General features: G+C 72.6%; 24 protein-coding genes. 9 read left to right on the top strand and 15 right to left on the bottom strand.

The window, feature by feature from the left end; all coding sequences use genetic code 11:
- Positions 1–71 precede the first annotated feature (71 nt).
- Genes EG812_RS07020 through EG812_RS07025 form a run of 3 tightly spaced genes read right to left on the bottom strand, consistent with a single transcriptional unit; the run spans position 72 to position 2717 of the window.
- Positions 72–833, bottom strand: coding sequence for a phosphoadenylyl-sulfate reductase (locus EG812_RS07020; protein ID WP_013735726.1), 762 nt, complete (start codon positions 831–833; stop codon positions 72–74).
- Positions 830–991, bottom strand: coding sequence for a hypothetical protein (locus EG812_RS29255; RefSeq protein ID WP_199180354.1), 162 nt, complete (start codon positions 989–991; stop codon positions 830–832). Before EG812_RS29255 ends, EG812_RS07020 begins: the two co-directional genes overlap by 4 nt.
- A 13-nt stretch (positions 992–1004) precedes the next feature.
- Positions 1005–2717, bottom strand: a complete 1713-nt coding sequence (locus EG812_RS07025) for a nitrite/sulfite reductase (RefSeq protein ID WP_126711442.1) — start codon at positions 2715–2717, stop codon at positions 1005–1007.
- Between the two features lie 443 nt (positions 2718–3160).
- Here EG812_RS07025 and EG812_RS07030 point away from each other — a divergent pair, with 443 nt between their 5' ends.
- Positions 3161–4624, top strand: a complete 1464-nt coding sequence (locus EG812_RS07030; protein ID WP_126711443.1) for a glycosyltransferase family 39 protein — start codon at positions 3161–3163, stop codon at positions 4622–4624.
- On the opposite strand, the gene EG812_RS07035 is transcribed toward EG812_RS07030, so the two are convergent.
- Positions 4614–6152, bottom strand: coding sequence for a sensor histidine kinase (locus EG812_RS07035; RefSeq protein WP_126711165.1), 1539 nt, complete (start codon positions 6150–6152; stop codon positions 4614–4616). The two genes, EG812_RS07030 and EG812_RS07035, sit on opposite strands and share 11 nt — an antisense overlap.
- A 25-nt stretch (positions 6153–6177) precedes the next feature.
- A complete protein-coding gene (locus EG812_RS07040) occupies positions 6178–7209 on the bottom strand; it encodes an SIS domain-containing protein (RefSeq protein WP_126711444.1) in 1032 nt (343 codons plus the stop codon).
- A 193-nt stretch (positions 7210–7402) separates the two neighbouring features.
- Between EG812_RS07040 and EG812_RS07045 the strand changes: the two genes are divergently transcribed.
- On the top strand, positions 7403–9070 hold the full coding sequence (locus EG812_RS07045) for a tetratricopeptide repeat protein (protein ID WP_126711166.1): 1668 nt from the start codon (positions 7403–7405) through the stop codon (positions 9068–9070).
- Positions 9071–9225: 155 nt separating this feature from the next.
- Here the strand turns inward: EG812_RS07045 and EG812_RS07050 are convergent, their stop codons facing one another.
- Together EG812_RS07050 and EG812_RS07055 are read right to left on the bottom strand one after the other, a co-directional pair.
- Positions 9226–9732, bottom strand: a complete 507-nt coding sequence (locus tag EG812_RS07050; protein WP_126711167.1) for a GNAT family N-acetyltransferase — start codon at positions 9730–9732, stop codon at positions 9226–9228.
- Entirely contained in the window at positions 9729–9944 is a 216-nt protein-coding gene (locus EG812_RS07055; RefSeq protein ID WP_013735733.1) for a biotin/lipoyl-binding carrier protein, read from the bottom strand. The genes EG812_RS07050 and EG812_RS07055 overlap by 4 nt, the downstream gene beginning before the upstream one ends.
- A 197-nt stretch (positions 9945–10141) precedes the next feature.
- Between EG812_RS07055 and EG812_RS30225 the strand changes: the two genes are divergently transcribed.
- Positions 10142–10216: a 50S ribosomal protein bL37 gene (locus EG812_RS30225; RefSeq protein WP_370461611.1), complete on the top strand. Its 75-nt coding sequence runs from the start codon at positions 10142–10144 to the stop codon at positions 10214–10216.
- Between the two features lie 110 nt (positions 10217–10326).
- Here the strand turns inward: EG812_RS30225 and rsrA are convergent, their stop codons facing one another.
- The 5 genes from rsrA to EG812_RS07080 form a co-directional block, all read right to left on the bottom strand.
- Positions 10327–10614: a mycothiol system anti-sigma-R factor gene (gene rsrA, locus EG812_RS07060; protein ID WP_013735734.1), complete on the bottom strand. Its 288-nt coding sequence runs from the start codon at positions 10612–10614 to the stop codon at positions 10327–10329.
- Between the two features lies 1 nt (position 10615).
- Complete coding sequence (locus EG812_RS07065; protein ID WP_286047692.1) at positions 10616–11431, bottom strand: sigma-70 family RNA polymerase sigma factor; 816 nt, start codon at positions 11429–11431, stop codon at positions 10616–10618.
- Between the two features lie 268 nt (positions 11432–11699).
- A complete protein-coding gene (locus EG812_RS07070) occupies positions 11700–12314 on the bottom strand; it encodes an alpha/beta hydrolase family protein (RefSeq protein ID WP_126711168.1) in 615 nt (204 codons plus the stop codon).
- Between the two features lie 91 nt (positions 12315–12405).
- Positions 12406–12798, bottom strand: a complete 393-nt coding sequence (locus EG812_RS07075) for a WhiB family transcriptional regulator (protein WP_043721834.1) — start codon at positions 12796–12798, stop codon at positions 12406–12408.
- Positions 12799–12997: 199 nt separating this feature from the next.
- On the bottom strand, positions 12998–13708 hold the full coding sequence (locus EG812_RS07080) for an SOS response-associated peptidase (protein WP_013735738.1): 711 nt from the start codon (positions 13706–13708) through the stop codon (positions 12998–13000).
- A 104-nt stretch (positions 13709–13812) separates the two neighbouring features.
- On the opposite strand from EG812_RS07080, the gene aroA reads away from it, so the two are divergent.
- Genes aroA through EG812_RS07100 form a run of 4 tightly spaced genes read left to right on the top strand, consistent with a single transcriptional unit; the run spans position 13813 to position 18158 of the window.
- Positions 13813–15114, top strand: a complete 1302-nt coding sequence (aroA, locus tag EG812_RS07085) for a 3-phosphoshikimate 1-carboxyvinyltransferase (protein WP_126711169.1) — start codon at positions 13813–13815, stop codon at positions 15112–15114.
- On the top strand, positions 15084–16232 hold the full coding sequence (gene rsgA, locus EG812_RS07090) for a ribosome small subunit-dependent GTPase A (RefSeq protein ID WP_126711170.1): 1149 nt from the start codon (positions 15084–15086) through the stop codon (positions 16230–16232). Before aroA ends, rsgA begins: the two co-directional genes overlap by 31 nt.
- 49 nt (positions 16233–16281) lie before the next feature.
- Positions 16282–17085, top strand: a complete 804-nt coding sequence (gene hisN / locus EG812_RS07095; RefSeq protein WP_126711171.1) for a histidinol-phosphatase — start codon at positions 16282–16284, stop codon at positions 17083–17085.
- Positions 17086–17144: 59 nt separating this feature from the next.
- Positions 17145–18158 carry a hypothetical protein gene (locus tag EG812_RS07100; protein ID WP_126711445.1) on the top strand — a complete coding sequence of 338 codons (1014 nt, stop codon included), beginning with the start codon at positions 17145–17147 and terminating at the stop codon, positions 18156–18158.
- Here the strand turns inward: EG812_RS07100 and EG812_RS07105 are convergent.
- On the bottom strand, positions 18113–19315 hold the full coding sequence (locus EG812_RS07105) for a glycosyltransferase (protein ID WP_013735743.1): 1203 nt from the start codon (positions 19313–19315) through the stop codon (positions 18113–18115). The two genes, EG812_RS07100 and EG812_RS07105, sit on opposite strands and share 46 nt — an antisense overlap.
- 139 nt (positions 19316–19454) lie before the next feature.
- Between EG812_RS07105 and EG812_RS07110 the strand changes: the two genes are divergently transcribed.
- Together EG812_RS07110 and EG812_RS07115 are read left to right on the top strand one after the other, a co-directional pair.
- The gene (locus tag EG812_RS07110; RefSeq protein WP_233579418.1) at positions 19455–20453 is read left to right on the top strand and encodes an SDR family oxidoreductase; all 999 of its coding nucleotides are present in this window, start codon (positions 19455–19457) and stop codon (positions 20451–20453) included.
- A gap of 71 nt (positions 20454–20524) precedes the next feature.
- Positions 20525–21094: a DUF5709 domain-containing protein gene (locus EG812_RS07115; protein WP_126711173.1), complete on the top strand. Its 570-nt coding sequence runs from the start codon at positions 20525–20527 to the stop codon at positions 21092–21094.
- 10 nt (positions 21095–21104) lie between these two features.
- On the opposite strand, the gene EG812_RS07120 is transcribed toward EG812_RS07115, so the two are convergent.
- Positions 21105–21743, bottom strand: coding sequence for a response regulator (locus EG812_RS07120; protein WP_043721841.1), 639 nt, complete (start codon positions 21741–21743; stop codon positions 21105–21107).
- A 14-nt stretch (positions 21744–21757) separates the two neighbouring features.
- Positions 21758–22876: a MacS family sensor histidine kinase gene (macS, locus tag EG812_RS07125; protein WP_232510859.1), complete on the bottom strand. Its 1119-nt coding sequence runs from the start codon at positions 22874–22876 to the stop codon at positions 21758–21760.
- Between the last annotated feature and the right edge of the window lie 3 nt (positions 22877–22879).

Consider the following 22879-nt stretch of genomic DNA (forward strand, 5'->3'; position numbering starts at 1 on the left):
GGCGGACGCAGCTACGCCACCGGCCCGGTCGCCCGACCGGGCCGGATCGGCGGGTGCCTCTGCCTGGTCGGTCAGAGGTGCAGTCCGCACTCGGTCTTCTCGAACATCGCCCAGCGGCCGGCCCGCGGGTCCTCGCCGGCCTTCGTCCGCCGGGTGCACGGCCAGCAGCCGATGGAACCGTAGCCGCGCCGGAACAGCTCGTTGACCGGCACGTTCCACCGGGCGATGTACGCATCGACGTCCGCCTGGCTCCAGGCCGCGATCGGGTTGACCTTGACCTTGCCCCGACGGGCGTCGAAGGTCACCACCGGCGTGTTGGCCCGGGTCGGCGACTCGTCCCGCCGCAGCCCGGCGGCCCAGGCGTCGTATCCGGCCAGCGCCCGCTCCAGCGGCTCCACCTTGCGCAGCTGGCAGCACTCGTCCGGCGACTTGTTGAACAGTCGTGGCCCGTACTCGCCGTCCTGCTGGCCGACGGTGAGCCGGGGCCGGATGGAGCGGACGTTGACCGGCAGCGTGCGGGCGACCGCGTCCCGGACGGCGAGGGTCTCCGGGAAGTGCAGGCCGGTGTCGAGGAAGACCACGTCCACCCCCGGCGCCACCCGGGACACCAGGTGGGCCAGTACCGCGTCGGCCATCGAACTGGTCACGCAGAACCGGTCACCGAAGGTCTCCGCGGCCCACCGGGCGATCTCCAGCGCGGGCGCGCCCTCCAACTCCCGGCCGGCGCGCTCGGCCAGCTCCCGCAGTTGCTCGGGGCCACGTCGCCCACCGCTGGTCGCAGTCGGTGCGGTGCCGACCAGCCCCAGGCCGGCGGCGGAAACCAGCGCGCTCATCGCTGCACCGCCCGGGAGAGCAGGCCGGTGAACCGGACGGTGAACACCCGGGCGCAGGCGTGGCACTCCCAGGCGCCGTGCCCGGTCTCGCTCGGTCGCAGGTCCTCCTCACCGCAGTACGGGCAGTACAGCGGTGCGGCACGGGTCTCGCTGCTCATCGCGTCACCTCGCTCATCGCAGTTGCTCCTCGTCGACCCTGATCACCCAGTTGGCGAAGGTCTCGCCCTCGGTGCGGCCCGCCAGATAGCGCCGGGCCAGCCGCTCGACGTACTCGGGAAGCTCGTCGGCGGTCGTCTTCAATCCGCGCAGCTTGCGGCCGAAGCCGGCGGTCTGTCCCTCGGCCATGCCCAGCCCGCCACCCAGGTGCACCTGGAAGCCCTCGACCTGGCGGCCGTCCGGCCCGGTGACCAGCTGCCCCTTGAGGCCGATGTCGGCAACCTGGGTACGGGCGCAGGCGTTCGGGCAGCCGTTGATGTGGATGGAGATGTCCGCGTCGAAGTCGCGCAGCTGCTGCTCCAGCCGGGCCACCAGCTCCTCGCCGCGCGCCTTGGTCTCGACGATTGCCAGCTTGCAGTACTCGATACCGGTGCAGGCCATGGTGCCGCGCCGCCAGGCCGAGGGGCGGGCCTCCAGGCCGATCTCGCGCAGGCCCGCGACCAGGGACTCCGTACGCTCCGGCGGCACGTCGAGCACCAGCAGCTTCTGGTACGGCGTCAGCCGCACCCGATCGCTGCCGTGCGCCTGCACCACGTCGGCCAACTGGGCGAGCTGGGTGCCGGAGACCCGACCGACCACCGGGGCGGCGCCGACGTAGTTGCGGCCGTCCCGCTGCCGGTGCACGCCGATGTGGTCGACCGGCTTGTCCGGCAGCTGGGGGGCGGGCCCGTCGAGCAGCGTCCGGCCCAGGTACTCCTTCTCCAGCACCTCGCGGAACTTCGTCACGCCCCAGTCGGCGACGAGGAACTTCAGCCGGGCCCGGTGGCGCAGCCGGCGGTAGCCGTAGTCGCGGAAGATGCCGACCACTCCGGCCCAGACGTCCGGCACCTCACTCAGCGGCACCCACACGCCGAGCCGTTGGGCGAGCATCGGGTTGGTGGACAGCCCACCGCCGACCCACACGTCGAAGCCGGGGCCGTGCTCGGGGTGGTCGACACCGAGGAAGGCGATGTCGTTGGCCTCGTACGGGGTGTCCACCAGCCAGGAGATGGACGACTTGAACTTGCGCGGCAGGTTGGAGTACTGCTTGTCGCCCACGTACCGCGCGACGATCTCGTCGATCGCGGGAGTCGGATCGACCAGTTCCGCCTCGGCCACCCCGGCGACCGGACTGCCCAGCACGATGCGGGGGCAGTCACCGCACGCCTCGGTGGTCTGCAGGCCGACCGATTCCAGTCGCCGCCAGATCTCCGGCATGTCCTCGACCCGGATCCAGTGGTACTGGATGTTCTGCCGGTCGGTGATGTCGGCGGTGTCCCGGGCGAAATCCCGGGAGATTTCGGCGATCGTCCGCAGCTGCGCCAGATCGAGTTGACCACCGTCGACCCGCACTCTGAGCATGAAGTATTCGTCTTCGAGCTCGTGCGGTTCCAACACGGCGGTACGACCACCGTCGATCCCTGCCTTACGCTGAGTGTAGAGACCCCACCAGCGGAAGCGGCCACGCAGATCCTGCGGGTCGATGGAGGCGAAACCACGATGGGCGTAAATGTTCTCGATGCGGTCCCGCACGTTCAGCGGGTCGTCGTCCTTCTTGATCCGCTCGTTGGGGTTGAGCGGCTCGCGGTGTCCGAGTGCCCACTGACCCTCACCGCGGGCACGGCGTGGTGCCCGGGGCGGGCGCGCCGATAGGTTCCCCGTGCGGGCCGGAATGTCGCTGACCGCCATCGCGGCGTCCTCCGTTGTCTGCGGTGCCTCGCATGGGTACGCGGACATAGCGACCGGCTCCCGGTGGGGCCGTGGACAACGGTGTCTTGGGCGGCCGGCGCGCTGCGTACCCGAGGCAGAATGGTCGGGCGTCGTCAGTGGGCCGGACAGATGGCGCTGCGCACGCGGCCGTAATCAACGTGGCGGCGAGCCACGAGGCGGCGTACCACGGCGGCAGTCATGAGGCTCATGCTGCCACACCGCCGACAGGCCGGCCAATGAGTGCGTGCGAGATCCCACATCACGGGCGATCGCTGCCGCCATCGGCGGGCACGACCGTGTGGCAGGCTCACGTCATGGGTGATTTGTCCGGTAGGTCGATTCCGACCGCCGGGACGGGCGTACGGCTCACCGGGTGGCGGCTGCGCTCGCTGCCGGTGTGGCTGGTGCCGGCGGCCCTCACCATGTTCGTCACGTTGGTCGGGCTGGACGCCGCACAGCCGTGGCGCGACGAGCTGGCGACCTGGAGCGCCGCCAGCCGCGGAGTGGCCGGCCTGTTCCGGCTCGCCGGCACCATCGACGCCGCGACCGGGCCGTACTACCTGTTCATGCACTACTGGCTGCTGGTCGCGGGCGACACGGTGGCCGCACTGCGGCTGCCGTCCGCGTTGGCGATGACGGCGGCCGCCGGACTCACCGCCGTACTCGGTCAACGGCTGTGGAACACCCGCGTCGGCACGCTCTCCGGTCTGCTCTTCGCGGTGCTGCCCGCCACCGCCCGGTACGGACAGGAGGCCCGACCGTACGCCCTGGCCACCGCCCTCGCCTTGTTGAGCACGCTGCTGCTGGTCGACGCCCTGCGCCGGCCCGGCCGGGGTCGGTGGGTGGCGTACGCCGTCGCGACGGCCGCCCTCGGGCTGACCCACCTGATCGCGTTGACGCTTGTCGTCGCGCACGCCGTCGTGGTCTTCACGTACCGGCCGCGAACCGCCGCACCGACGGGTGCCGGCCACCCGCCGACCGACCACGCTCCGGCCGGCCACCCGCCGGCCCATTACGCGCCAGCCGGTCGCGGGCGGGCGGGCCGGCTCGGGCCGCTCGGGCCCTTCCTCCTCGCGCTGGTGCCGACGGCGGTGCTGGTCACGCCGCTGGCCCTGCGCGCCCGTGAGCAGCGGGAGCGGCAACTCGACTGGGTCGACACCGCCCGGCTCGGCGACCTGGCCGCGCTTCCCGGCGGGCTGGCGCAGACCGCGGCGGTGGGCGGCCTGTTGGTGGCGCTCGCGGTACTCGGCGCCGGACGACTCGGTCGACGCGCGTCGCTGCCGGTGGCCTGCCTGCTGCTGCCGGTGCTGCTGCTGTTCGCCGCCGGACTTGTCGTCCCGCTGTGGGTGCCCCGCTACCTGATCTTCGTGGTGCCGTTCGGGTGTCTGCTGGCCGGTGCCGCGTTGGCCTCGGCGCGTTTCCGGGTCGCGCTCGTCGTGGTGAGCCTGGCCGGCCTGCTCGGCCTGCCGGACCACGTGGCGCTCCGTCGTACGCACGAGTGGCCGCGTACCGCCACCGTCGACTACCGGGGCGCGGCACAGATCATCGCCGCCGGCCAGCGTGCCGGCGACGCGGTGGTCTACCACCCCCGCGACAGTTGGCTCTTCCTCGACCTCGGCGTGCGCTACCACCTGCATGAACAGACACCTCGCGACGCGCTGCTGGCCGAGGGGCAGCAGCATCGGGGCGACCTGTGGGCCGCCGAGTGCGACCGCCCGGCCGACTGCCTGACCGACGTGCACCGGGTCTGGCTGGTCGTCGCCGGCCGGGGCGACGGACCGCTGGACACCGTTCCCGGTGCCAAGGGCGACGCGCTGCGCGCCGCCTACAGCGTCGAGCGGATCTGGCCCCGCCCCGGTCTCACCGTCGCCCTGCTCACCCGCTAGCCCGGGCCAGAGGGACGGTGAGGACGGCCTCGGTGCCGCCCTCGGCACCGGGACGCAACTCGATGCTGCCGCGGAGTTCGCCGGTGACCAGCGCCCGGACGATCTGCAGCCCGAGCTTGGCACCCCCCTCGGAGTCGAACCCGGCCGGCAGTCCCCGACCGTTGTCCGCGACCGTGACGTGCAGTGTCTTGCGCAGCCGGTGCGCGGTGACCACGACCTGCGGCGGTGCCAGTGGTTCCTGCGGCACCGGCTCCGGCCCGCCCTCGTCGGCCGGCGGAAAACCATGCTCGACGGCGTTGAGCAGCAGTTCGTTGAGGACCATCACCAGTGACGTGGCGATCTCGGCGGGGAGTACGCCGAAGCTGCCCTCGCGCCGCATGCCGACCGACACCTCGGTCGCCGCCACCTCGGTCGCCGCGCTGGCCACCCGGTCCACGATCCCGTCGAACTCGACCGCCTCGTCGCTGGACATGGAGAGGGTCTCGTGCACCAGGGCGATCGACGCGACCCGGCGTACCGACTCCTCCAGCGCGACCCTGGCCTCGGGCATGCCGACCCGACGGGCCTGCAGGCGCAGCAGGGCCGCGACGGTCTGGAGGTTGTTCTTCACCCGGTGATGGATCTCCCGGATGGTCGCGTCCTTGGTGATCAGCGCCCGGTCGCGGCGGCGTACCTCGGTGATGTCGCGGACCAGGACCAGCGCGCCGATCGGCACTCCGGCGGGCATCAGCGGCAGGGCCCGGGTCAGCATGGTCGCGCCGCGGGCGTCGATCTCCCGCCGGGGTGGCGCCTCGCCGCGCAGCGCGGCGAGGATGCCGTTGGCCGCCTCCGTGCCCTCCAGCGGATCGCTTGCCAGTCGGCGGTTCAGCGCCGCGAGATCCTCGCCCACCAGGTGGGAGGCGTAGCCCAACCGCCGGTACGCCGACTGCGCGTTCGGGCTGGCGTAGGTGACCTTGCCACCGGCGTCCAGCCGGACCAGACCGTCGCCGACCCGTGGCGCCGAGGTGGTCTCGCCGGGATGCCGGGGCGGCGGGAAGGTGCCGTCGGCGATCATCTGGGCCAGGTCGTCGGCGGTGGTCAGGTAGTTCAGCTCCAGCTGGCTTGGGGTACGCGCGGTGGAGAGGTTGGTGTCGCGACCCACCACTGCGATCACCTCGCCGGACTCACCGTCGGCGGCCCGCAGCCGGACCGGGATCGCCTCGTGCCGGGCGGGCACGTCGCCGTACCAGACCGGGTCGCCCTCCCGCCAGATCCGCCCCTGCCCGTAGGCGACCTCCAGGTGCGCCACTTCCGGCCCGCCGACGATCCGCCCCACCTGGTCGTCCTGGTAGGCGGTGGGCGCGGTCGTCGGACGGACCTGGGCGACGCAGAGGAAGGCGCCCTCCCCGTCCACCGGCACCCAGAGCAGCAGGTCGGCGAAGGAGAGGTCGGACAGCAGTTGCCAGTCACCCGCTATCCGGTGCAGGTGGTCGATGTCGGCCGGGCGCAGACGGGTGTGCTCTTCGACGAGGTCGCGCAGCGTGGACACGCCGCCCAGCGTGCCATGCGAGCGGTCACATCGTCGCGGTGACCTTCTTCAACCCTCGTGGCGCGTCCGGATCCTCACCCCGGGCCAGCGCCAGGGCTAGGGCCAACCGTTGCAGCGGCAGGATGTCCAGCAGCGGGGCGTACCGCTCGTCGACCTCGGGCACCGCGATCCGGGTGGCGCCGGCGACCTCGGCGGAGCCGACCACGACCACGTCGGCCCGCCGCTCGCCCAACCGGGGCAGCACCTCGCCCATCGACTGACCGCCGGGGCCCGAACCGACCACGGCCAGCACCGGCACGTCCGGGTCGGTCATGGCCAGCGGGCCGTGCAGCAGGTCGGCGCCGGAGAAGGCCAGGGCCGGCAGGTATGAGGTCTCCATCAGCTTCAGCGCGGCTTCCCGTGCGGTGGGGTACGCGTACCCCCGGCCGGTGGTGACCAGTTGCCCGGCGAACCGGTAGCGCGGTGCGAGTTCGCTCGCGGTGGGGTCGGCCAGCGTGCGGGCGGCCAACTCGGGCAGCTCGGCCACGGCCCGGCGTTCCTCCTCGGGCAGCACACCGTCGCCGGCCCGAATGCCCTCGACCAGCAGCAGCAGGGCGAGCAGTTCCGCGGTGTACGTCTTGGTGGCCGCCACCGCCCGCTCGTGCCCGGCTGCGATGTCCACGCCGAGTTCGGCGGTCGCCGCCAGCGGGGAGTCCGGCGCGTTGGTCACCGCGAGGGTGAGCGCGCCCGCCTCGCGGGCGACCCGCAGCACCTCGGTCAGGTCGGGTGAGCCGCCGCTCTGGCTGACTCCGACGACCAGCGCGTCGGAGAGGTCCGGTCGGGCGCCGAAGAGGGTGATCGCGCTCGGGGAGGCGAGACCGGCCGGCAGGCCGAGCCGGATCTCGGCCAGGTAGGCGCCGTACAGCGCGGCGTGGTCCGAGGTGCCCCGCGCGGTGAAGACCACGTGCCGGGGTCGGCGCTCGGCGATGGCTGCCGCCACGCGGGCGATGGGTGCGGCGTACTCGGCGGAGAGCAGTCGCTCGTAACCCGCCGGCTGCTCGTCGATGTCGGCGGCCATGCCGATTCCTGGGCGCGTCACGAAAACTCCTCCCCTGCGCGATACTCGCGCGCTTCCTGCTCAGTCTTGCACCTTTAGGCGTTCAGATGCAATTTAATGAGCAGGATCGCGCAGCCAATCACCAAAAGTCGATGCCGTCACCTACGCTGACTCGGCCGCACCGCCAACCGGTACCGACAAGTGAGAGGACGACGTGGCCGAGGGAACGGACGATCGGGCGTTGCCGGCGACGGAGGAACTGGCCCTGGCCCGAGAGGCCCTGAACGCCGGTGACCTGACGCGTGCCGCTGACCATGTCGCGAACGCGCTCGCCCGGGCGCCGACCCTGCCCGAGGTGCACGAGACGCTCGCCCGGGTGGCCACGGCCGGCGGTTCCGGCGGTCTGGACCTCTTCCCGCTGCACCATCACACCTTCGTCGGGGCGGTGGTCGCCCGGGCACACCTGCTGGCCGCGGCCGGTCGCCCGGCCGAAGGGCTCGACCTGCTGGTCGCCGCCGCCGCACACGCACCCGGCACGGACTGGGCGGGCGTACCCTGGGTCACCTCCCCCGAGTTGGCCGAGCGGATCGGCCCGGACCAGGTGGCCCGGGTGCTGATGCAGGTCTGCGCCGCCGCCCCGGACCCGGTGCCCCGGTCCGACCGGGCCGCCCTGACGCCGTACCTCACGCTCGCCCGCAACGCGATCACCATTCACCCCGAGCACGCCCTGCTGCTGGGCACGGCGTCCGCGCTGGCCCGGCGCGCGGGCGAGGTGCCGCTCGCGGTGCGCTGGGCCGGCCGGGGAGTACGCGCCGCACCGTCCAAGATGGGCGAGGTCTGGCTCGGGTACGCGCTGCGCAGCGCCGGCCGGACCCGTGAGGGCCTCGCCGCACTCCGCCGCGCCGTCGACCACGACCCGGACGACCTGGCGGTGTACGCCGACATCGCCGGCACGTTGGCCGATCACGGCCGGCTGGACGAGGCGCTGAGCTGGATCGAGCGGGCCCTGGCACGCAACCCGTCCTTCGACTGCGCGGTGCACACCGCCCACCGGCTGCGGTTCCAGCGCGACGGCGACGTCCGTCACCTGGTCGCGCTGGCCGACTACATCCGCGACAACCCGGACGACTCGCACGAGCACGCCGATCTGGCCGAATGCTGCCGTGGTCGCCCGTGGCTGGGGCAGCTGACTCCACCGACGGTCCGCCCCCAACCCCTGCCCCTCACCAGCGCCGAACCGTCGACAGGACGTCCGGGCACCCCGCCCCCGTCGGCGGAAGCCACCCGCCGGCTGCGCCAACTGGCGCACCTGGCCTGGCCACACCCACCGGCCGCGTACGACACGGCGGTGGCGCTGGCCACCCTCGACCTGACCGACCTGCTCGGCCTGCTGGCGCATCCGCCCGAGACCCCGGAGAACGCGCTGGGACGGGTGCTTTCCGGCCAGGACCCCGCCCTGTGGGTACGGTGCGTGCAGGTGTGGACCTGCCTCGGCCTGCTGCACCACCGCACCGACGAACCCTGGCCCTCCTCGACCCGCCGGCAGGTGCTGGTGGAGTTGGCCCAGGCCGCGGAGATCGCCGAAGCGGCCCTGTTCGCCCTGGTGACGGCAGCCTGGGTCGACCCGTCGATCCGACCCGACGTGGCCCAGGTGGTCACCGAACGGCTCGCGGCTGCGGCCAGCGACCGGGCAGGACCGTTACCGGTCACCGTCTCCCTCGCCCACCTGGCGCTGGCCACCCCCGGCCTCGACCCGGAGTGCGCCACCCTGGCCCGCATGCTGGCCGGCGCACCCGCCCGCCCCGGCCGCGGCACCCTCCGCGGCCTCCTCGGCCGCCTCCTCCGCCCCTTCCGCCCCCGCCTCCCCAGCCCACCCCCCTAACCCCTACCCTCCCCCTCCCCGCGCCCTCCCCCCCGCGTCCGCGCCCGCGCCCGCGCCCGCGATCTTGCACTTATGGTCGGGATAAAGCTGACAGGCACGACATATCGGCGACTAAAAGTGCAAGATCGGCGAGGAGGCCTCGGGGAGTCAGGGGGTCAAGGGGTGAGGGGGCGGCGGAGGGCCAGGAGGTGGACGTTGGGTAGGGGAGTCCAGTCCAGGTGGGGGGTGCGGGTGAAGCCGTGGCGGCGGTAGAGGTGGTGGGCGGATTCGGCCAGTCCGTCGCGTACGCAGATGACAAGGGCGGTGCAGCCCAGCTCGGTGGCGCGGGCGACGCACGCCTCGACAAGTGCTGCGCCCGTACCTCGGCCCTGTGCCGCCGGGTCCACCGCCAGCATCCGGAACTCAGCCTCCCCGGGACCGCACAGTTCGGCGTACGGGCTGCCGGGTAGGACGAAGGTGACCGAGCCGAGCAGTTGCCCGGTGGCCGGGTCGGCGGCGACCAGCACCTCACCGTGCGCCGCCCGGCCGGCCACGTCGGCCAGCACGTCGGCGTACCCGTTCTCGCCCTTGAGCTGACCGTCCGCCTCGTACGCGGCGACGGTGAGCCGGGCCACGGCCGGATAGTCCGCCGGCACGGCCGGACGGACCAGCGGGCCGGTCAACCAATCACCGCGATCAGGTCGCCGTCCTGCACCACGTCGCCCTCGTTCACCGCGAGCTGCTGCACCACACCGTCGGACTCGGCGACCACCGGAATCTCCATCTTCATCGACTCCAGGATCACCAGGGTGTCGCCTTCGGACACGGTGTCCCCGGCCGCCGCGACGACCTTCCACACGTTGGCCACCATCTCGGCGCGGATCTCCTCGGCCATCTTCGGCCCCTTCCCTCGCGACTGCCTGCGACGTATCAAATCATGCGACGGCCGCCCATGGGCCGGAGCAGCCCCGCCCGCGTTCGCCGGGAGCGGGCTCTAACATCAACAGGTCGGACCCTGGCGCCGGGAGGACCGGTGCGTGCACCGGCGCCGAGGTCGTGCGCAGGCGATCCGACCATCACGAGGAGGTCAGCATGGCGAAGAAGGCCCGCAAGAAGAAGGCCCGTAAGAAGAGCGCCGCCAACCACGGCAAGCGCCCCAACTCCTGAGCTGGTCCGCATCGCGGACCGGACAGGAAACGCCGATGACCCGGCTCGGGTCATAGCCAAAACGCCGGTGGCCCAGTTCGGGCCACCGGCGTCGGCGTACGAAAAGTGATTCAGTCGGCCAGTTCGCGCGATTCGGTGCTCTCGAAGATGACGAGTTCGCTGATCCGTACCCGCAGCCGTTCGCGCAGTTCGTCGGGCGCGGACTCGTTGCCGCAGCAGCGGGCCACCAGCGCCTTGACCTCCTGCTCGATGCCGTACTCCCGCAGGCAGGGGCCGCACTCGTCGAGATGGTGCCGGATCAGCGTCCGGCGCTCCTGCGCGCACTCCAGGTCGAGGTAGAGGTAGACCTCGGCGAGAACCTCACGGCAATCCGTCTCATGCGGATCTCCACAGCTCACGTCACACCTCCCGGCCACTGGCAGCGGCCGAACTCCGGGCCGACGGCGCGGCGGAGAAGCCGCGCTCCGCGGCATAGCCCTCAAGCAGCTTGCGCAGATTACGACGACCGCGGTGCAACCGTGACATCACGGTACCGATCGGCGTACCCATGATGTCGGCGACCTCCTTGTAGGAGAACCCCTCGACATCGGTGAGGTAGACCGCGAGCCGGAACTCCTCCGGCAACTGCTGGAGGGCCTCCTTGACGTCGCTGTCGGGCAGCCGGTCCAGCGCCTCGGTCTCCGCCGAACGCAGACCGCTGGAGGTGTGCGACTCCGCCTCGGCGAGCTGCCAGTCGGTGATCTCGTCGGTCGGCGCCTGCACCGGCTGTCGCTGCCGCTTGCGGTAGGTGTTGATGTAGGTGTTGGTCAGGATCCGGTAGAGCCAGGCCTTCAGGTTCGTACCCTGCTCGAACTGGTGAAAGGCCGCGTAAGCCTTCAGGTAGGTCTCCTGGACCAGGTCCTCGGCATCCGCCGGGTTACGGGTCATCCGCAGCCCCGCCGCGTACAACTGGTCGACGAATGGCATCGCGTCCCGTTCGAACCGGGCCCTGCGCTCGTCCGTCTTCTCGGTGGTCAACCGCACATCCCCTCGGGTCGGATGCTTCCTCGCCGAGGATACGCGTCCAGACCTGCCGGGAGATTGGGTTCCGACGGGTGTGCCCGTCACCACCCTGGCCGGCGGCTGCGCCGCGGGCCATTCCGGTCCGGCCAACAGCTGCCTGAGCTGCGTGGCCTCCCGTTCGTCGCGCTCCCGGATCCGGAACTGGATCGGCACCGGTCACCCCCCTCGCACAGTGTTCGTCCGTGGGGTGCAACATCCGTCGCAGGTCCGGGCATTCCATCTCGGTCCTCCCATTCCTGGTCCCGGCCGGGGGTGGGTGCACCACGGCCGGGACCGGGAAAGGGCCTGGGAGCCCGGTGCCACCCGAACCCCGGGTGACACCATCGGGTGCAACGACCCGGACGGCAGCCGGAAACGGCGACCCACCCCGGCAGAGCGGCCTCAGCCCGACGCGAGCACGGTGCCGACGGCCTTGCAGCAGTCAGTCCTGCGCCCAGCCGTGTCGGCGCAACCAGTCGAGCACCACAGCGGCCGTGCCGGTCGGGTCGAGCCGCAGATCGTGCCGCTCCCCCGGCCGGATCACCACGTGCACCCCCGGAGCGGGTTCCGGCACGCCGAAGGGATCCCGGTCGCCGTTGACGACCAGGGTCGGCACCCCGCTCGCCAGCTCACCGGCCCGGCTGCGCTCCGGCCGCCCGGGCGGATGCAGCGGAAAGGCGAGCGCGACCACCCCGACGGCCCCGACCGTGGTCGCGGTGCGGCAGGCCACCCGGGCCCCGCTGGACCGGCCACCCACCAGCACCGGTACGCCCGGCCAGCGGTCTCGCAGCACGGCGAGCACCACGCCCCACGCCTCGTCGAGGTGCCCGGCCGGTGCCGGCGCACGCCGACCGGCGACCCGGTACGGCTGGGTCACCCGAGCGACGATCACCCCGGCGGACACTGCGGCATCGCGCAGCGCGCACAGGTCGGGGGCATCCACACCCCCACCCGCGCCGTGGCCCAGCACGAGCAGCGACGAGCCCGGTGCGGTTGGCGTGTCGATGTCCACCCGGGCCGGGCCACGCGGGGTCTGGATGATCTCGTCCTGCGGCACCGCCTCATTCTGCGGCCCCGCCTCCCCGACGCGAGGCAGACCTCGGCAGGAAAGGTGCGCCGCGGTCACGGTCGACGCGGCAGCCCGGTCCTCAGCGGGACGTCACCAGCGCGAGCAGTTGGTCGCGGACGGGAGGGCCCGCCTCGCTCGCCACATCGGGATCCGGTTGCACCTCGTCACGCCAGGCCACCAGCATCGCCCGCCGCTCGCGGGGGGTGGTGCCGCCCCACACGCCGTGGCAGTCGCCGACCTCCAATGCCCAGGCCAGGCACGAGCCCTGCACGTCGCAGCTGCGGCACAACGCCACCGCGGCGTCGGCCGGCTCGTTCGGCGCCGGAAAGAATGTCTCCGGATCGACGCTCTGGCAGGTACCTCTGGTACGCCAGGCTTCATCCTGTCGACGCTCGCGCAGGGCCCGCAACAGTCGCGGATCACGCCGCGCAGCGGCGACCTCATGTGGACGGGGCATACGTGCCCGAGTCATCCACCCACCTCCCCCGTGGGACCAGCAAGATCGATGAATATCACTCGACTAGAAGAGAGCGACACCCACCACCGGCGCTGTGTTGTATCGCACTTGTGCACATCGAGACAAGACTTCGCCGCGAAGTTGGCAGAACGATTAGCTGACCTTTCATCCGCAACCGCGGCAAATCACTCCCGACAATGCGCGGGCGTACCGGTCAGAACAGCGTGACGTCCGCCGGCTCCGCCGCAGGCATCGACGGCACCCGGGCGATCAACTCAGGGCCGTCGTTGCGGACGTTGCCCACGCCCGGCCCCACCGGCCGGATCTCGACGCCGGCGAGCCACTCAAGCGGCGGCGGCGCGAGCAGGCTCGCCGGGTCGTCCGAGGGGCCCAGCCAGGTCGCCCACCGCTGACGCGGCAGCAACAGCGGCATCCGGTCGTGCACCTCGGCCAACTCGCCGAGCGCGGCCGTGGTCACCACGCTGAGGGTCAGCAGCGGACCGCTCGGCCCCTCCCACACCGACCAGATGCCGGCGAAGGCGAGCACCGGATCGTCCGTCGAGGTCATGTAGTACGGCTGTTTCGAGCCGTCCGGCCGCCGGACCCACTCGTACCAGCCGTCGGCCGGGACCAGGCAGCGGCGACGGGCAAAGGCGGGGGCGTACGCCCGACTGGTGGCCACCGTCTCGGCCCGGGCGTTGATCATGCGGGCGGCGTTGGCGGGCGACCGGGACCAGGCCGGCAGCAGGCCCCAGCGACCGAGCGACAGCGCCCGGTGCCCCTGCGCGTCGAGCCGGACCAGGGGCACCGGATCGGTCGGCGCGACGTTGTAGTCGACGACCAGCGCACCCTCGGTCTCGTCGGTGGCCTCGAACAGTCCGCTCAGCTCACCGGAGCTCCGGGTCGTGGCGTACCTCCCGCACATGCCGCACACGCTAGCGCGCCGACGGCCGATTGCGATGTCCCGTCCACCGGGAGTGGTACCGGCGGCGGGCGGACCACCAGACCGCGACGCGGCAGAATGTAGTCGTGGGGAACCTGACCGCGACCCGGCCGCTGCAGCCGTGGACCGCCCCGACCGCCAGCAATCCGGTCACGGCCTCGCTGCGGCTGCCCGGATCCAAATCGATGACCAACCGGGCCCTGGTGCTCAGCGCGCTGGCCGCCGGCCCTTCGACCCTGGCCAAGCCGCTGCGCGCCCGGGACACCGAGCTGATGGCCGGCGGGCTGCGGGCGCTCGGCGCCCACGTGTCGATCGCCGACGACGAGCGCTGGCTGGTCCGGCCGCACCGGCTGGTCGGCCCGGCGCACGTCGACGTCGGGCTGGCCGGCACGATCATGCGCTTCGTGCCACCGGTGGCCGGGCTGGCCGAGGGCCGGGTCACCTTCGACGGCGACCCGGCCGCCCGGACCCGCCCGCTCGGTCCGTTGATCGAGGCGCTGCGCTCGCTGGGCGTACGCGTCGACACCCCCGACACCGGCAGTCTGCCGTTGGCGGTGCAGGGCACCGGTCGGGTCACCGGCGGTGAGGTCGTGATCGACGCCTCCGCCTCCAGCCAACTGGTCTCCGGGCTGCTGCTGGCCGCGCCGCGGTTCGACCGCGGGCTGGTGATCCGACACGTCGGCCCGCCCGTGCCCTCCGCGCCCCACCTGCGGATGACCGTGCAGATGCTGCGGGCCGCCGGTGCGGCGGTCGACGACAGCACGCCCGACGTCTGGGTGGTCGAGCCGGGTCCGCTGAGCGGCCGCGGCTGGGAGATCGAGCCGGATCTGTCCGGCGCGGTGCCGTTCTTCGCCGCGGCCCTGGTCACCGGCGGTGAGGTGACCCTTCAGGGCTGGCCACGCAGCAGCGCCCAGCCGGTGGAGCGGTTGCGTTCGCTGTTGCAGCAGATGGGTGCGGAGGTCGCGCTGACCACCGAGGGGCTCACCGTGCGGGGCACCGGCAGGGTGCGCGGCGTACACGCCGACCTGTCGGACGTCAGCGAGCTGACCCCCGCGTTGACCGGGCTGGCCATGCTCGCCGACTCTCCCTCGGTGTTCACCGGGGTCAGCCACATCCGGGGCCACGAGACCGACCGGCTGGCCGCGCTGTCCCGTGAGTTCACCGCGCTGGGCGGGGACGTCACCGAGTCGGCCGACGGGCTGCAGATCCACCCCCGGCCGCTGCGCGGTGGGGTCTTCCACACCTACGATGACCATCGGATGGCGCACGCCGCCGCCGTGGCCGGCCTGGCCGTGCCCGGGATCGAGCTGGACGACGTGGCGTGCACCTCCAAGACCATGCCCGATTTTCCGGCGCTGTGGTCGGCGATGGTGACCGGCAAGAGCTGAACGCAGAGACGGGAGCGGTCCTGGCGACCAAGCGGCGCGAGTACGACGAGGACGACGTACGGGTCCGGCCCGGTAAATCGTCCCGTCCGCGTACCCGCACCCGGCCCCGGCACACCGACGCGCAGAACGGCTTCGTGATCGCGGTGGACCGGGGGCGGTACACCTGCGTGCTGGCCGCAGCCGCGCCGGACGCCCCCACCGTCACCGCGATGCGCGCCCGCGAACTGGGCCGCAAGTCGGTGGTGGTGGGCGATCGGGTCGGACTGGTCGGCGACACCTCCGGGGCCCCCGGTGCGCTGGCCCGCATCGTCCGGATCGAGCCGCGCCGGTCGGTGCTGCGCCGTACCGCCGAGGACGACGCCAGCACCGCCGAAGGGCGGCTGGAACGGGTGGTGGTGGCAAACGCCGACCAGCTCGTGATCGTCAGCGCGCTGGCCGACCCGCCACCGCGTACCGGCTTCATCGACCGGTGCCTGGTGGCCGCGTACGACGCGGACATCGAGCCGCTGCTCTGCCTGACCAAGGCCGATCTGGCCGGCCCGGAAACGGTGCTCGACTACTACACCGAGCTGGAACTGCCGTACGTGCTGATCCGGCCGGACTCGTCGTTGGACGCGCTGCGCAGCCTGCTCGCCGGTCGGGTGTCGGTGCTCGTCGGGCACTCCGGGGTCGGCAAGTCGACGCTTGTGAACCGCCTGGTGCCGGAGGCCGAGCGGGCGGTCGGCACGGTCAGCGCGATCGGCCGGGGACGGCACACCTCGACAAGTGCGGTGGCGTTGCGGCTGCCCGCGGTGGCCGGCCTGCCGGACGACCCGGGCTGGATCGTGGACACCCCTGGGGTGCGCAGCTTCGGGTTGGCGCACGTGTCGGCCGAGAGCCTGTTGCACGGCTTCTCGGATCTGGTCGAGGCCACCGTCGACTGTCCGGCGAACTGCACACACACCGCCGACGAGACCGAGTGCGCGCTGGCCGCCTGGGTCGCCGACGGTCGGGCCGATCCGCGCCGGCTGGCCTCGTACCACCGGTTGCTGGCCTCCCGGGCCGGTGAGACCGACCCGCGCGGTGCGACGAACCCTCGGGACGAGCCCGAGCACGATCCGCGCGGGCGGGCGGAGTGAGCGCGACCCACTCCGCCGGCACCCCAGCGGCGTCGCTACGGTGCAACCCATGACCGGGTACGCCGACGACCTCGCCCTCGCCCACCGCCTCGCCGACGCCGCCGACGCCATCTCCACGGCCCGGTTCCGCGCCCTCGACCTGCGGGTGGAGTCCAAGCCGGACCTGACCCCGGTCTCCGACGCGGACACCGCGGTGGAACGCGAGATCCGCGCGCTGCTGGCGCAGCAGCGACCCGACGACGGCCTGCTCGGCGAGGAGTACGGCGTGACGCCCGCCGCCGGCACCCGCCAGTGGGTGGTGGACCCGATCGACGGCACCAAGAACTTCGTCCGGGGCGTACCGATCTGGGCCACCCTGATCGCGTTGCTGCAGGACGGTCGTCCGGTCGTCGGCGTGGTGTCCGCGCCGGCGCTCGGGCGCCGCTGGTGGGCGGCGCAGGGCAGCGGGGCGTACGCGGGCCCGACCCCCGACCGGGGCGAGGCGATCCGGGTCTCCGGGGTACGCCAACTCTCCGACGCGAGCCTGTGCTACTCGTCGCTGACCGGCTGGGAGGAGCACGGCCGGCTGGAGCCGGTGCTCCAGTTGATGCGGGACACCTGGCGCAGCCGCGCCTACGGCGACTTCTACGGCTACATGCTGCTGGCCGAGGGTGCCCTCGACATCATGATCGAGCCCGAGTTGTCGCTGTGGGACGTGGCCGCCCTGGTACCCATCGTGACCGAAGCCGGGGGCACCTTCACCGATCTGGACGGTCGTCCGGCCCCCGCCGGAGCCGAGACCAGCGCCGTGGCCAGCAACGCGATGCTGCACCCGGACATCCTCGAAAGGCTCGGTCGACCGGCCGCGCGCTGACGCCCGGTAGCCTCTATCCTCGCCAGGTGGCTACCGCGAGTTGGTGTTTTCTGGCGGCGATGATCGTCGCGTACGGCATCGCCAACCTGTTGCAGTCGGTCGCCGCCGCTCGCACCACGATGCAGCACACCTTCGATCCCGGGCTGCTGCTGCGGCTGGCCGGGCATCGCGCCTACCTGGTCGGTCTGGTCTGCCAGGTGGGCGGGTTCGTGCTGGCCTTCCTGGCCCGCCGGGACCTGCCGCTGTTCCTGGTGCAGGCGAGCGTGGCCGCCGGGCTGGGTGTCACCGCCGTGCTGGGTGTGATCGTGTTGAAGTGGCGACTGCCGATGGCCGAGGTCGTCCTGTTGCTGCTGCTCTTCGCCGGGATCACCGCGCTGGTGCTCTCCGCGCAGCCGGCACCGTCGAAGCCACTCGGCACGGCCGGGGTGATCGCCCTGTTGGTGGCCCTGGCGGCGATCGCGGTGCTGGGCATCTTCGCGGTCCGGTTGCAGGGCGCGCCGGGCTCGGTGGCGCTCGGTTCCCTCGCCGGGTTGGGGTTCTCCGCCGCCGCGGTGGCCGCCCGGCCGCTGGCCTCCGCGCCGACCTGGGACGCGTTCCTCACCGACCCGCTGCTGTACCTGCTCATCGGCCACTCGATCGTCGGCCAACTGCTGCTGGGGCTGGCGATGCAGCGGGGTTCCACCACGGCGGCGGTGGCCGCCATGGACGCCGCCGGGGCGGTACCCGCGGCGATCGTCGGCCTGCTGCTGCTCAACGACAAGATCTGGCCCGGCCGGGAATGGCTCGCCGGCACCGGCTTCCTGATCACCCTCGCGGCGGTCATCGGGCTCACCCGGTACGCCGAGCCGCAACACCATCACGCGGTCGCGCAGGAGACCACCCGGGCCGTGCTGGACGGCGGTGTGGGCGGCCGGCAGCTGCCTCTGGTGGCCCCTCGACCGGCCGAGGGTCGGCTGTGCGACTCGGAGTCGACCGGCCCGACTCGGGCCGCCTCGGCTCAGGCCGCCTCGGCTCAGGCCGCCTCGGCTCAGGCCGCCTCGACCGGTTTACGCCGTCCGATCACCCGCTCGTAGAGCCGTTCCAGAGCACTCGCGGTCCGTTCCCACGTGTAGCTGCACCGGACCCGGTCGACGGCCGCGTGCCCGTACGCGAACCGGCCCGCGTTGTCGGTGATCAGCCGGCGCAGGGTCATCCCGAGTGTGCGTACGTCGCCCGGCGGCACCAGCTTGCCGGTGACCTCGTCGACCACGGTGTCGGCGATGCCGCCCATGGCGTATCCGACCACGGGAACGCCGCAGGCCATCGCCTCCAGGGACACCCGGCCGGCGGAGGAGTAGTGCGGGGTGCAGGCCACCACGTCGGCCGAGCGGTACCAGGTGGCCATCTGGTCGTGCGGCACCGCACCCACCAGGTGCACCTGGTCGGCCACGCCCACCCGTTCGGCCAGCTCGCGCAGTCGGCGGGCCTCGGCGTGACCGGCCAGCTGACCGGCCGGCGGGCCACCTGCGATCACCAGCTCCGCCTCGCCGACCAGGCGCATCGCGCGAATCAGGTCGTCCTGACCGTGGCCGGGCGACAGCCCACCCACGGAGAGGATCCGGGGGCGCTGGTCACGCGGCGCGGCCTCGCCGTCGGGATGGAACTGCCCGGTGTCCACACCGGTCGGCACCATCGCCACCGACATGCGTTGCAGACCCATCCGGGTCAGTTCCTCCACCTCGTCGTTGCACTGGGCCACCGCGATGTCCACCGCCCGGGTCAGCGCCCGCTCCAGCGGAATGCGGGTACCGGGTCCGTCGTAGCGCGGGCCGAGGTGCCGCAGTTGCTCCATGCCGATCGAGTGGAACGTCTGCACGACGGGAATGTCGGTCTCCCGTACGGCGTGCGCGGCGGCCAGCCCGCCGATCCAGTAGTGACCGTGCACCACCTCGGGCGTCCAGTCGGTCGCCCACCGGTCGGCGAGCCACTGGCCGAACTCCGACACGTAGGGCACCAGGTCGGCGGTGGGGGTCGGGGCCACCGGTCCGATCGGTGCCCGCTCGATCCGGTAGCCGTCGACGAGGTCGGTGTCGGCCACGTCCGGATCGTCCCGTCGGGTGTACACCCGCACGTCGTGCCCGCGTCCGGCCAGTTCGGCAGCGACCCGTGCGATGTGCTGGTAGGTGCCGACGACGGTCCCGTCGCCGGAGGTCGGCGCAGCGGCGTGGGCGCAGACAAGGCCGACGCGCATGGGTCACCTCCATGCGTAATTGTGCGGTGGTCCTCCGGTCAGAGCGTCCCATTAACCGGGGCCCGACGAGCCGAAACCTGGCAGATCGCCGCTGCTCGGCGGCGGCATGACCGGAGACACGGTGGGGTATCGGTACTTGATGCCTCTCGTTCGACCGATCAGCGACAGCACCGTGGTGATCACCGGCGCCTCCAGCGGTATCGGCACGGCGACCGCGTACGCCCTGGCCCGACGGGGATGTGCTCTGGTGCTGGCCGCCCGGACCGAGCCGGCGCTGCTGGCGGTGGCCCGGCGCTGCGACGAGTTGGGCGGTCGGAGCCTTGTCGTACCCACCGACGTCACCGACCCGGCGGCGGTCGAGCGGCTCGCCGCGAGCGCGGTCGCCCAGTTCGGCCGCATCGACGCCTGGATCAACAATGCCGCGGTCGGCGTGGTCGGGCTCTTCGACGAGATCCCGGTGGCGGAGTTCCGCCGGGTGCTGGAGGTGGATCTGCTCGGCACCGCGTACGGCATGCGGGCCGCGCTGCCGCATCTCGGCGCCACCGGTGGCGGTGTGGTGGTCAACAACGCCTCGGTGCTGGCCGAGGTGGCGATGCCGTACCAGTCCGCCTACAACGCCGCCAAGCACGGCATCCGAGGGCTGTCCGACACGGTACGCCAGGAGTTGCGGCTCACCGGCCGGGGCGACATCTCGATCTGCACGGTGCTGCCGGCCGCCATCGACACGCCCTTCTTCCGGCACGCCGCCAACCACAGTGGTCAGGTGTTCGCGCCGCCACCGCCGGTCTACCCGCCGACGATGGTGGCGGAGACGATCGTCCGGCTGTTGCAGCGTCCCCGCCGTGAGGCGTACGCCGGGGGTGCCGCCCGGTTGCTCGGCCTGCAGTGGCGACTGGCCCCGGCGCTGACCGAGCGGGCCCTCGCCTGGTACGCCCAGCGCACCCAGTTCGGCCCCGGCGCGCCCGCCGACAGCAGCGGTAACGTCTTCCGGCCGGATGCCGACGGCGTCCCGGAGGGCGGCTGGCACGGTCGCCGCCGTCAGGTGGTCCGGGTGACCGCCGCCCTCGGTCTGGCCGCCGCCGGCACCGCGGTCGGCACCGTCGCGGCGATGGCCCGCCAGCGTCGTCAGGTCCGGTAACGGCCTCGGCGTCCCCGATCGGCACCGACGATGCCGGTTACGGCACCGGGGCAGCGGGTAGTGGTGCAGGTATGCGCGAAGACGAGTACCCGACCCCGCTGTCCGACCCCGAGGCCGACGGTCTGCCCGACACCGCCGACGACGACTCGACGGCCGGGGACGACGTACTGACCGGACGGGAGGCGGACGGCCCGGCCCCCGCCCAGTTGCCCGGCGACCGCGTGCCGGTGGCGGTGGACGAGTTCGGCACCACCGCCGACGAGCAGCTCGACGGTGAGTCGCTGGACTACAAGCTGAGCCGGGAGCAGTTCGAGTTGCCGGTCGACGACCCGCTGGCCGCGCCGGTGGACCCGGACATCGCGGCCGAGGCGGACAGTCGGGAACAGGCGGCGCAGGCGCAACTCGACGCCGACGTGATGGACCCCGGCCCGACCTCCGACCCGAAGTCCCCGGTCTCTCTCTACGACCACGGACAGTTGGGCGCGGGCGACGCCACCGTGGGTCGGCTGGTCCAACCGGACGAGGGCACGCACACCGACCAGGAGGCCGAGGCCATCGCGTACGACGCGGGCAGCGCCGGTGGTGGGGCCAGCGCCGAGGAGTTGGCCGTGCACGAGACCCGTCCGCCGCACTCGGTGTGACGGCGACGCGCTACTCGTCCAGGCCGCGTTCGATCGCGTAGCGGGTCAGTTCGACCCGGTTGTGCAGTTGCAGCTTGCCGAGCGTGTTCTGCACGTGGTTCTGCACCGTACGGTGGGACAGGCCGAGCCGCTCGGCGATCTGCTTGTAGGACATCCCCTTCGCCACCAGCCGCAGCACTTCGGTCTCCCGTTCGGTGAGTCGGGGTGCGGTGTCCTGACCCGGCTCCGGCCCACCGGCGGCGGCCAGCCGGCGGTACTCGCCGAGCACCAGCCCGGCCAGGCCGGGCGTGAACACCGGTTCGCCCGCCGCCGTACGCCGTACCGCGTCGAGGAACTCCGCGAGCGCGGCGGACTTGAGCAGGTAGCCGGTCGCCCCGGCCTTGACCGCGTCCAGCACGCCCTGCTGTTCACCGCTGGCGGAGAGCATCAGCACGCGGACCTGCGGCCAGGCGGCGCGCAGCCCACGGATCACCTCCACGCCTGAGACGTCGGGCAGTTGCAGGTCGAGCACCACCACGTCGGGGCGGGCGGCGGCCACCACCCGGACCGCCTGGCGGCCCTCACCGCAGCTGGCCACCACCTGATGACCGGCCTCGGCCAGGTCGCGGGCCACCCCTTCGCGCCACATCGGGTGGTCGTCCACCACCATGACTCGTACGCCGCTCACGGGTTCCTCCTCCTCGACACGGTGAGTTCGACCTCGGTGCCACTGCCCGGGACGGAGCTGATCGTGGCCGTACCACCGAGGTCGGTCAGCCGGCCCCGGATGGCCTGGGCCACGCCGAGCCGCCCCTGGGCGACGGCCTCGGTGAGCCGGTCCGGGGCGAAACCCGGTCCCTCGTCCCGGATCGACACGGTCACCGTCGAGTCCTCGTCCTCGACAAGCACCCAGGCCCGCCCGCCGCCGTGCCGGGCCACGTTGTCCAGTGCCGCCCCGGTGGCGGCGGCCAGCTCGTGGGCCACCCGCGGGGGCAGCGGCACCGCGGTGGCGGGGGTGGACAGCGAGACGGTGGCCGAGGCGTACCGACCGAGCAGTTCGCGCAGGTCCACCGGCCCGTCGGTGGCACGCGGACCGGCGTCGGAGATCAGTGCGCGCAGGGCCGCCTCCTGCTCGCCGGCCAACCGGGCCAGCTCACCGGCCTCCCCGTCGAGGTGCTCGCCCCGGCGGGACACCAGGGCCAGCACCTGCAACACCGAGTCGTGGATGTCGCGGGCCAGCCGTTCCCGTTCCCGGGTGGCCGCCTCCAGTTCGACGGCCTGCTGCAACCGCTGCTCCGCGCGGACCGCCAACCGGGCCACGTGCCCGACCACCACACCGGCCAGCAACATCAGGATCGTGCCGTTGATCGCGGTCGGGGTGACCATGCCCCGGGTCACCAGGTCGGTTCCGCCGATCACCAGCGCGGCTGTCACGCCACGGCGTCGGCCACCGGAGACGGCCCAGGCCAGCACCGGCCCGCTGAGCCAGGCGATCGCCAGCGTCGGCAGACCGGCGGCGAGGGCTTCCCGGCCCATCACCCACGGAGTGACCAGCAGGATCGCCACCACGACACCCAGGTCGGCCAGGAGCAGCGGCCAGCCGCGCCGGGCCGGTGCCGCGTAGCCGAACGCGGTGACGACGGTCCAGGCCGCCATCACCAGGACCAGCGCACCGGCGGCGAGCGGGTGGGCGTACCGGTCCGCGTCGCGGGCCACGACCACGCAGACGTACGCCAGGGAAGCCACCCGGAAAACCGCGACGGCACGCCAGAGCGGGACCTCGAAACCACCGGGCGCGGGCACGTG

The sequence above is a fragment of the Verrucosispora sp. FIM060022 genome (genome assembly GCF_003977705.1).
Classification (GTDB): Bacteria; Actinomycetota; Actinomycetes; order Mycobacteriales; family Micromonosporaceae; genus Micromonospora; species Micromonospora gifhornensis.

Coding starts and splice junctions, on each gene's coding strand:
- EG812_RS07115 (WP_126711173.1), top strand. CDS start 20,525: ATGCGCGAAGACGAGTACCCGACCCCGCTGTCCGACCCCGAGGCCGAC.
- EG812_RS07075 (WP_043721834.1), bottom strand. CDS start 12,798: ATGACTCGGGCACGTATGCCCCGTCCACATGAGGTCGCCGCTGCGCGG.
- EG812_RS29255 (WP_199180354.1), bottom strand. CDS start 991: ATGAGCAGCGAGACCCGTGCCGCACCGCTGTACTGCCCGTACTGCGGT.
- EG812_RS07100 (WP_126711445.1), top strand. CDS start 17,145: ATGATCGTCGCGTACGGCATCGCCAACCTGTTGCAGTCGGTCGCCGCC.
- EG812_RS07040 (WP_126711444.1), bottom strand. CDS start 7,209: ATGGCCGCCGACATCGACGAGCAGCCGGCGGGTTACGAGCGACTGCTC.
- EG812_RS07030 (WP_126711443.1), top strand. CDS start 3,161: ATGTTCGTCACGTTGGTCGGGCTGGACGCCGCACAGCCGTGGCGCGAC.
- EG812_RS07055 (WP_013735733.1), bottom strand. CDS start 9,944: ATGGCCGAGGAGATCCGCGCCGAGATGGTGGCCAACGTGTGGAAGGTC.
- EG812_RS07025 (WP_126711442.1), bottom strand. CDS start 2,717: ATGGCGGTCAGCGACATTCCGGCCCGCACGGGGAACCTATCGGCGCGC.
- EG812_RS07020 (WP_013735726.1), bottom strand. CDS start 833: ATGAGCGCGCTGGTTTCCGCCGCCGGCCTGGGGCTGGTCGGCACCGCA.
- EG812_RS07110 (WP_233579418.1), top strand. CDS start 19,455: ATGCCTCTCGTTCGACCGATCAGCGACAGCACCGTGGTGATCACCGGC.
- EG812_RS07120 (WP_043721841.1), bottom strand. CDS start 21,743: ATGGTGGTGGACGACCACCCGATGTGGCGCGAAGGGGTGGCCCGCGAC.
- EG812_RS07105 (WP_013735743.1), bottom strand. CDS start 19,315: ATGCGCGTCGGCCTTGTCTGCGCCCACGCCGCTGCGCCGACCTCCGGC.
- EG812_RS07080 (WP_013735738.1), bottom strand. CDS start 13,708: ATGTGCGGGAGGTACGCCACGACCCGGAGCTCCGGTGAGCTGAGCGGA.
- hisN (WP_126711171.1), top strand. CDS start 16,282: ATGACCGGGTACGCCGACGACCTCGCCCTCGCCCACCGCCTCGCCGAC.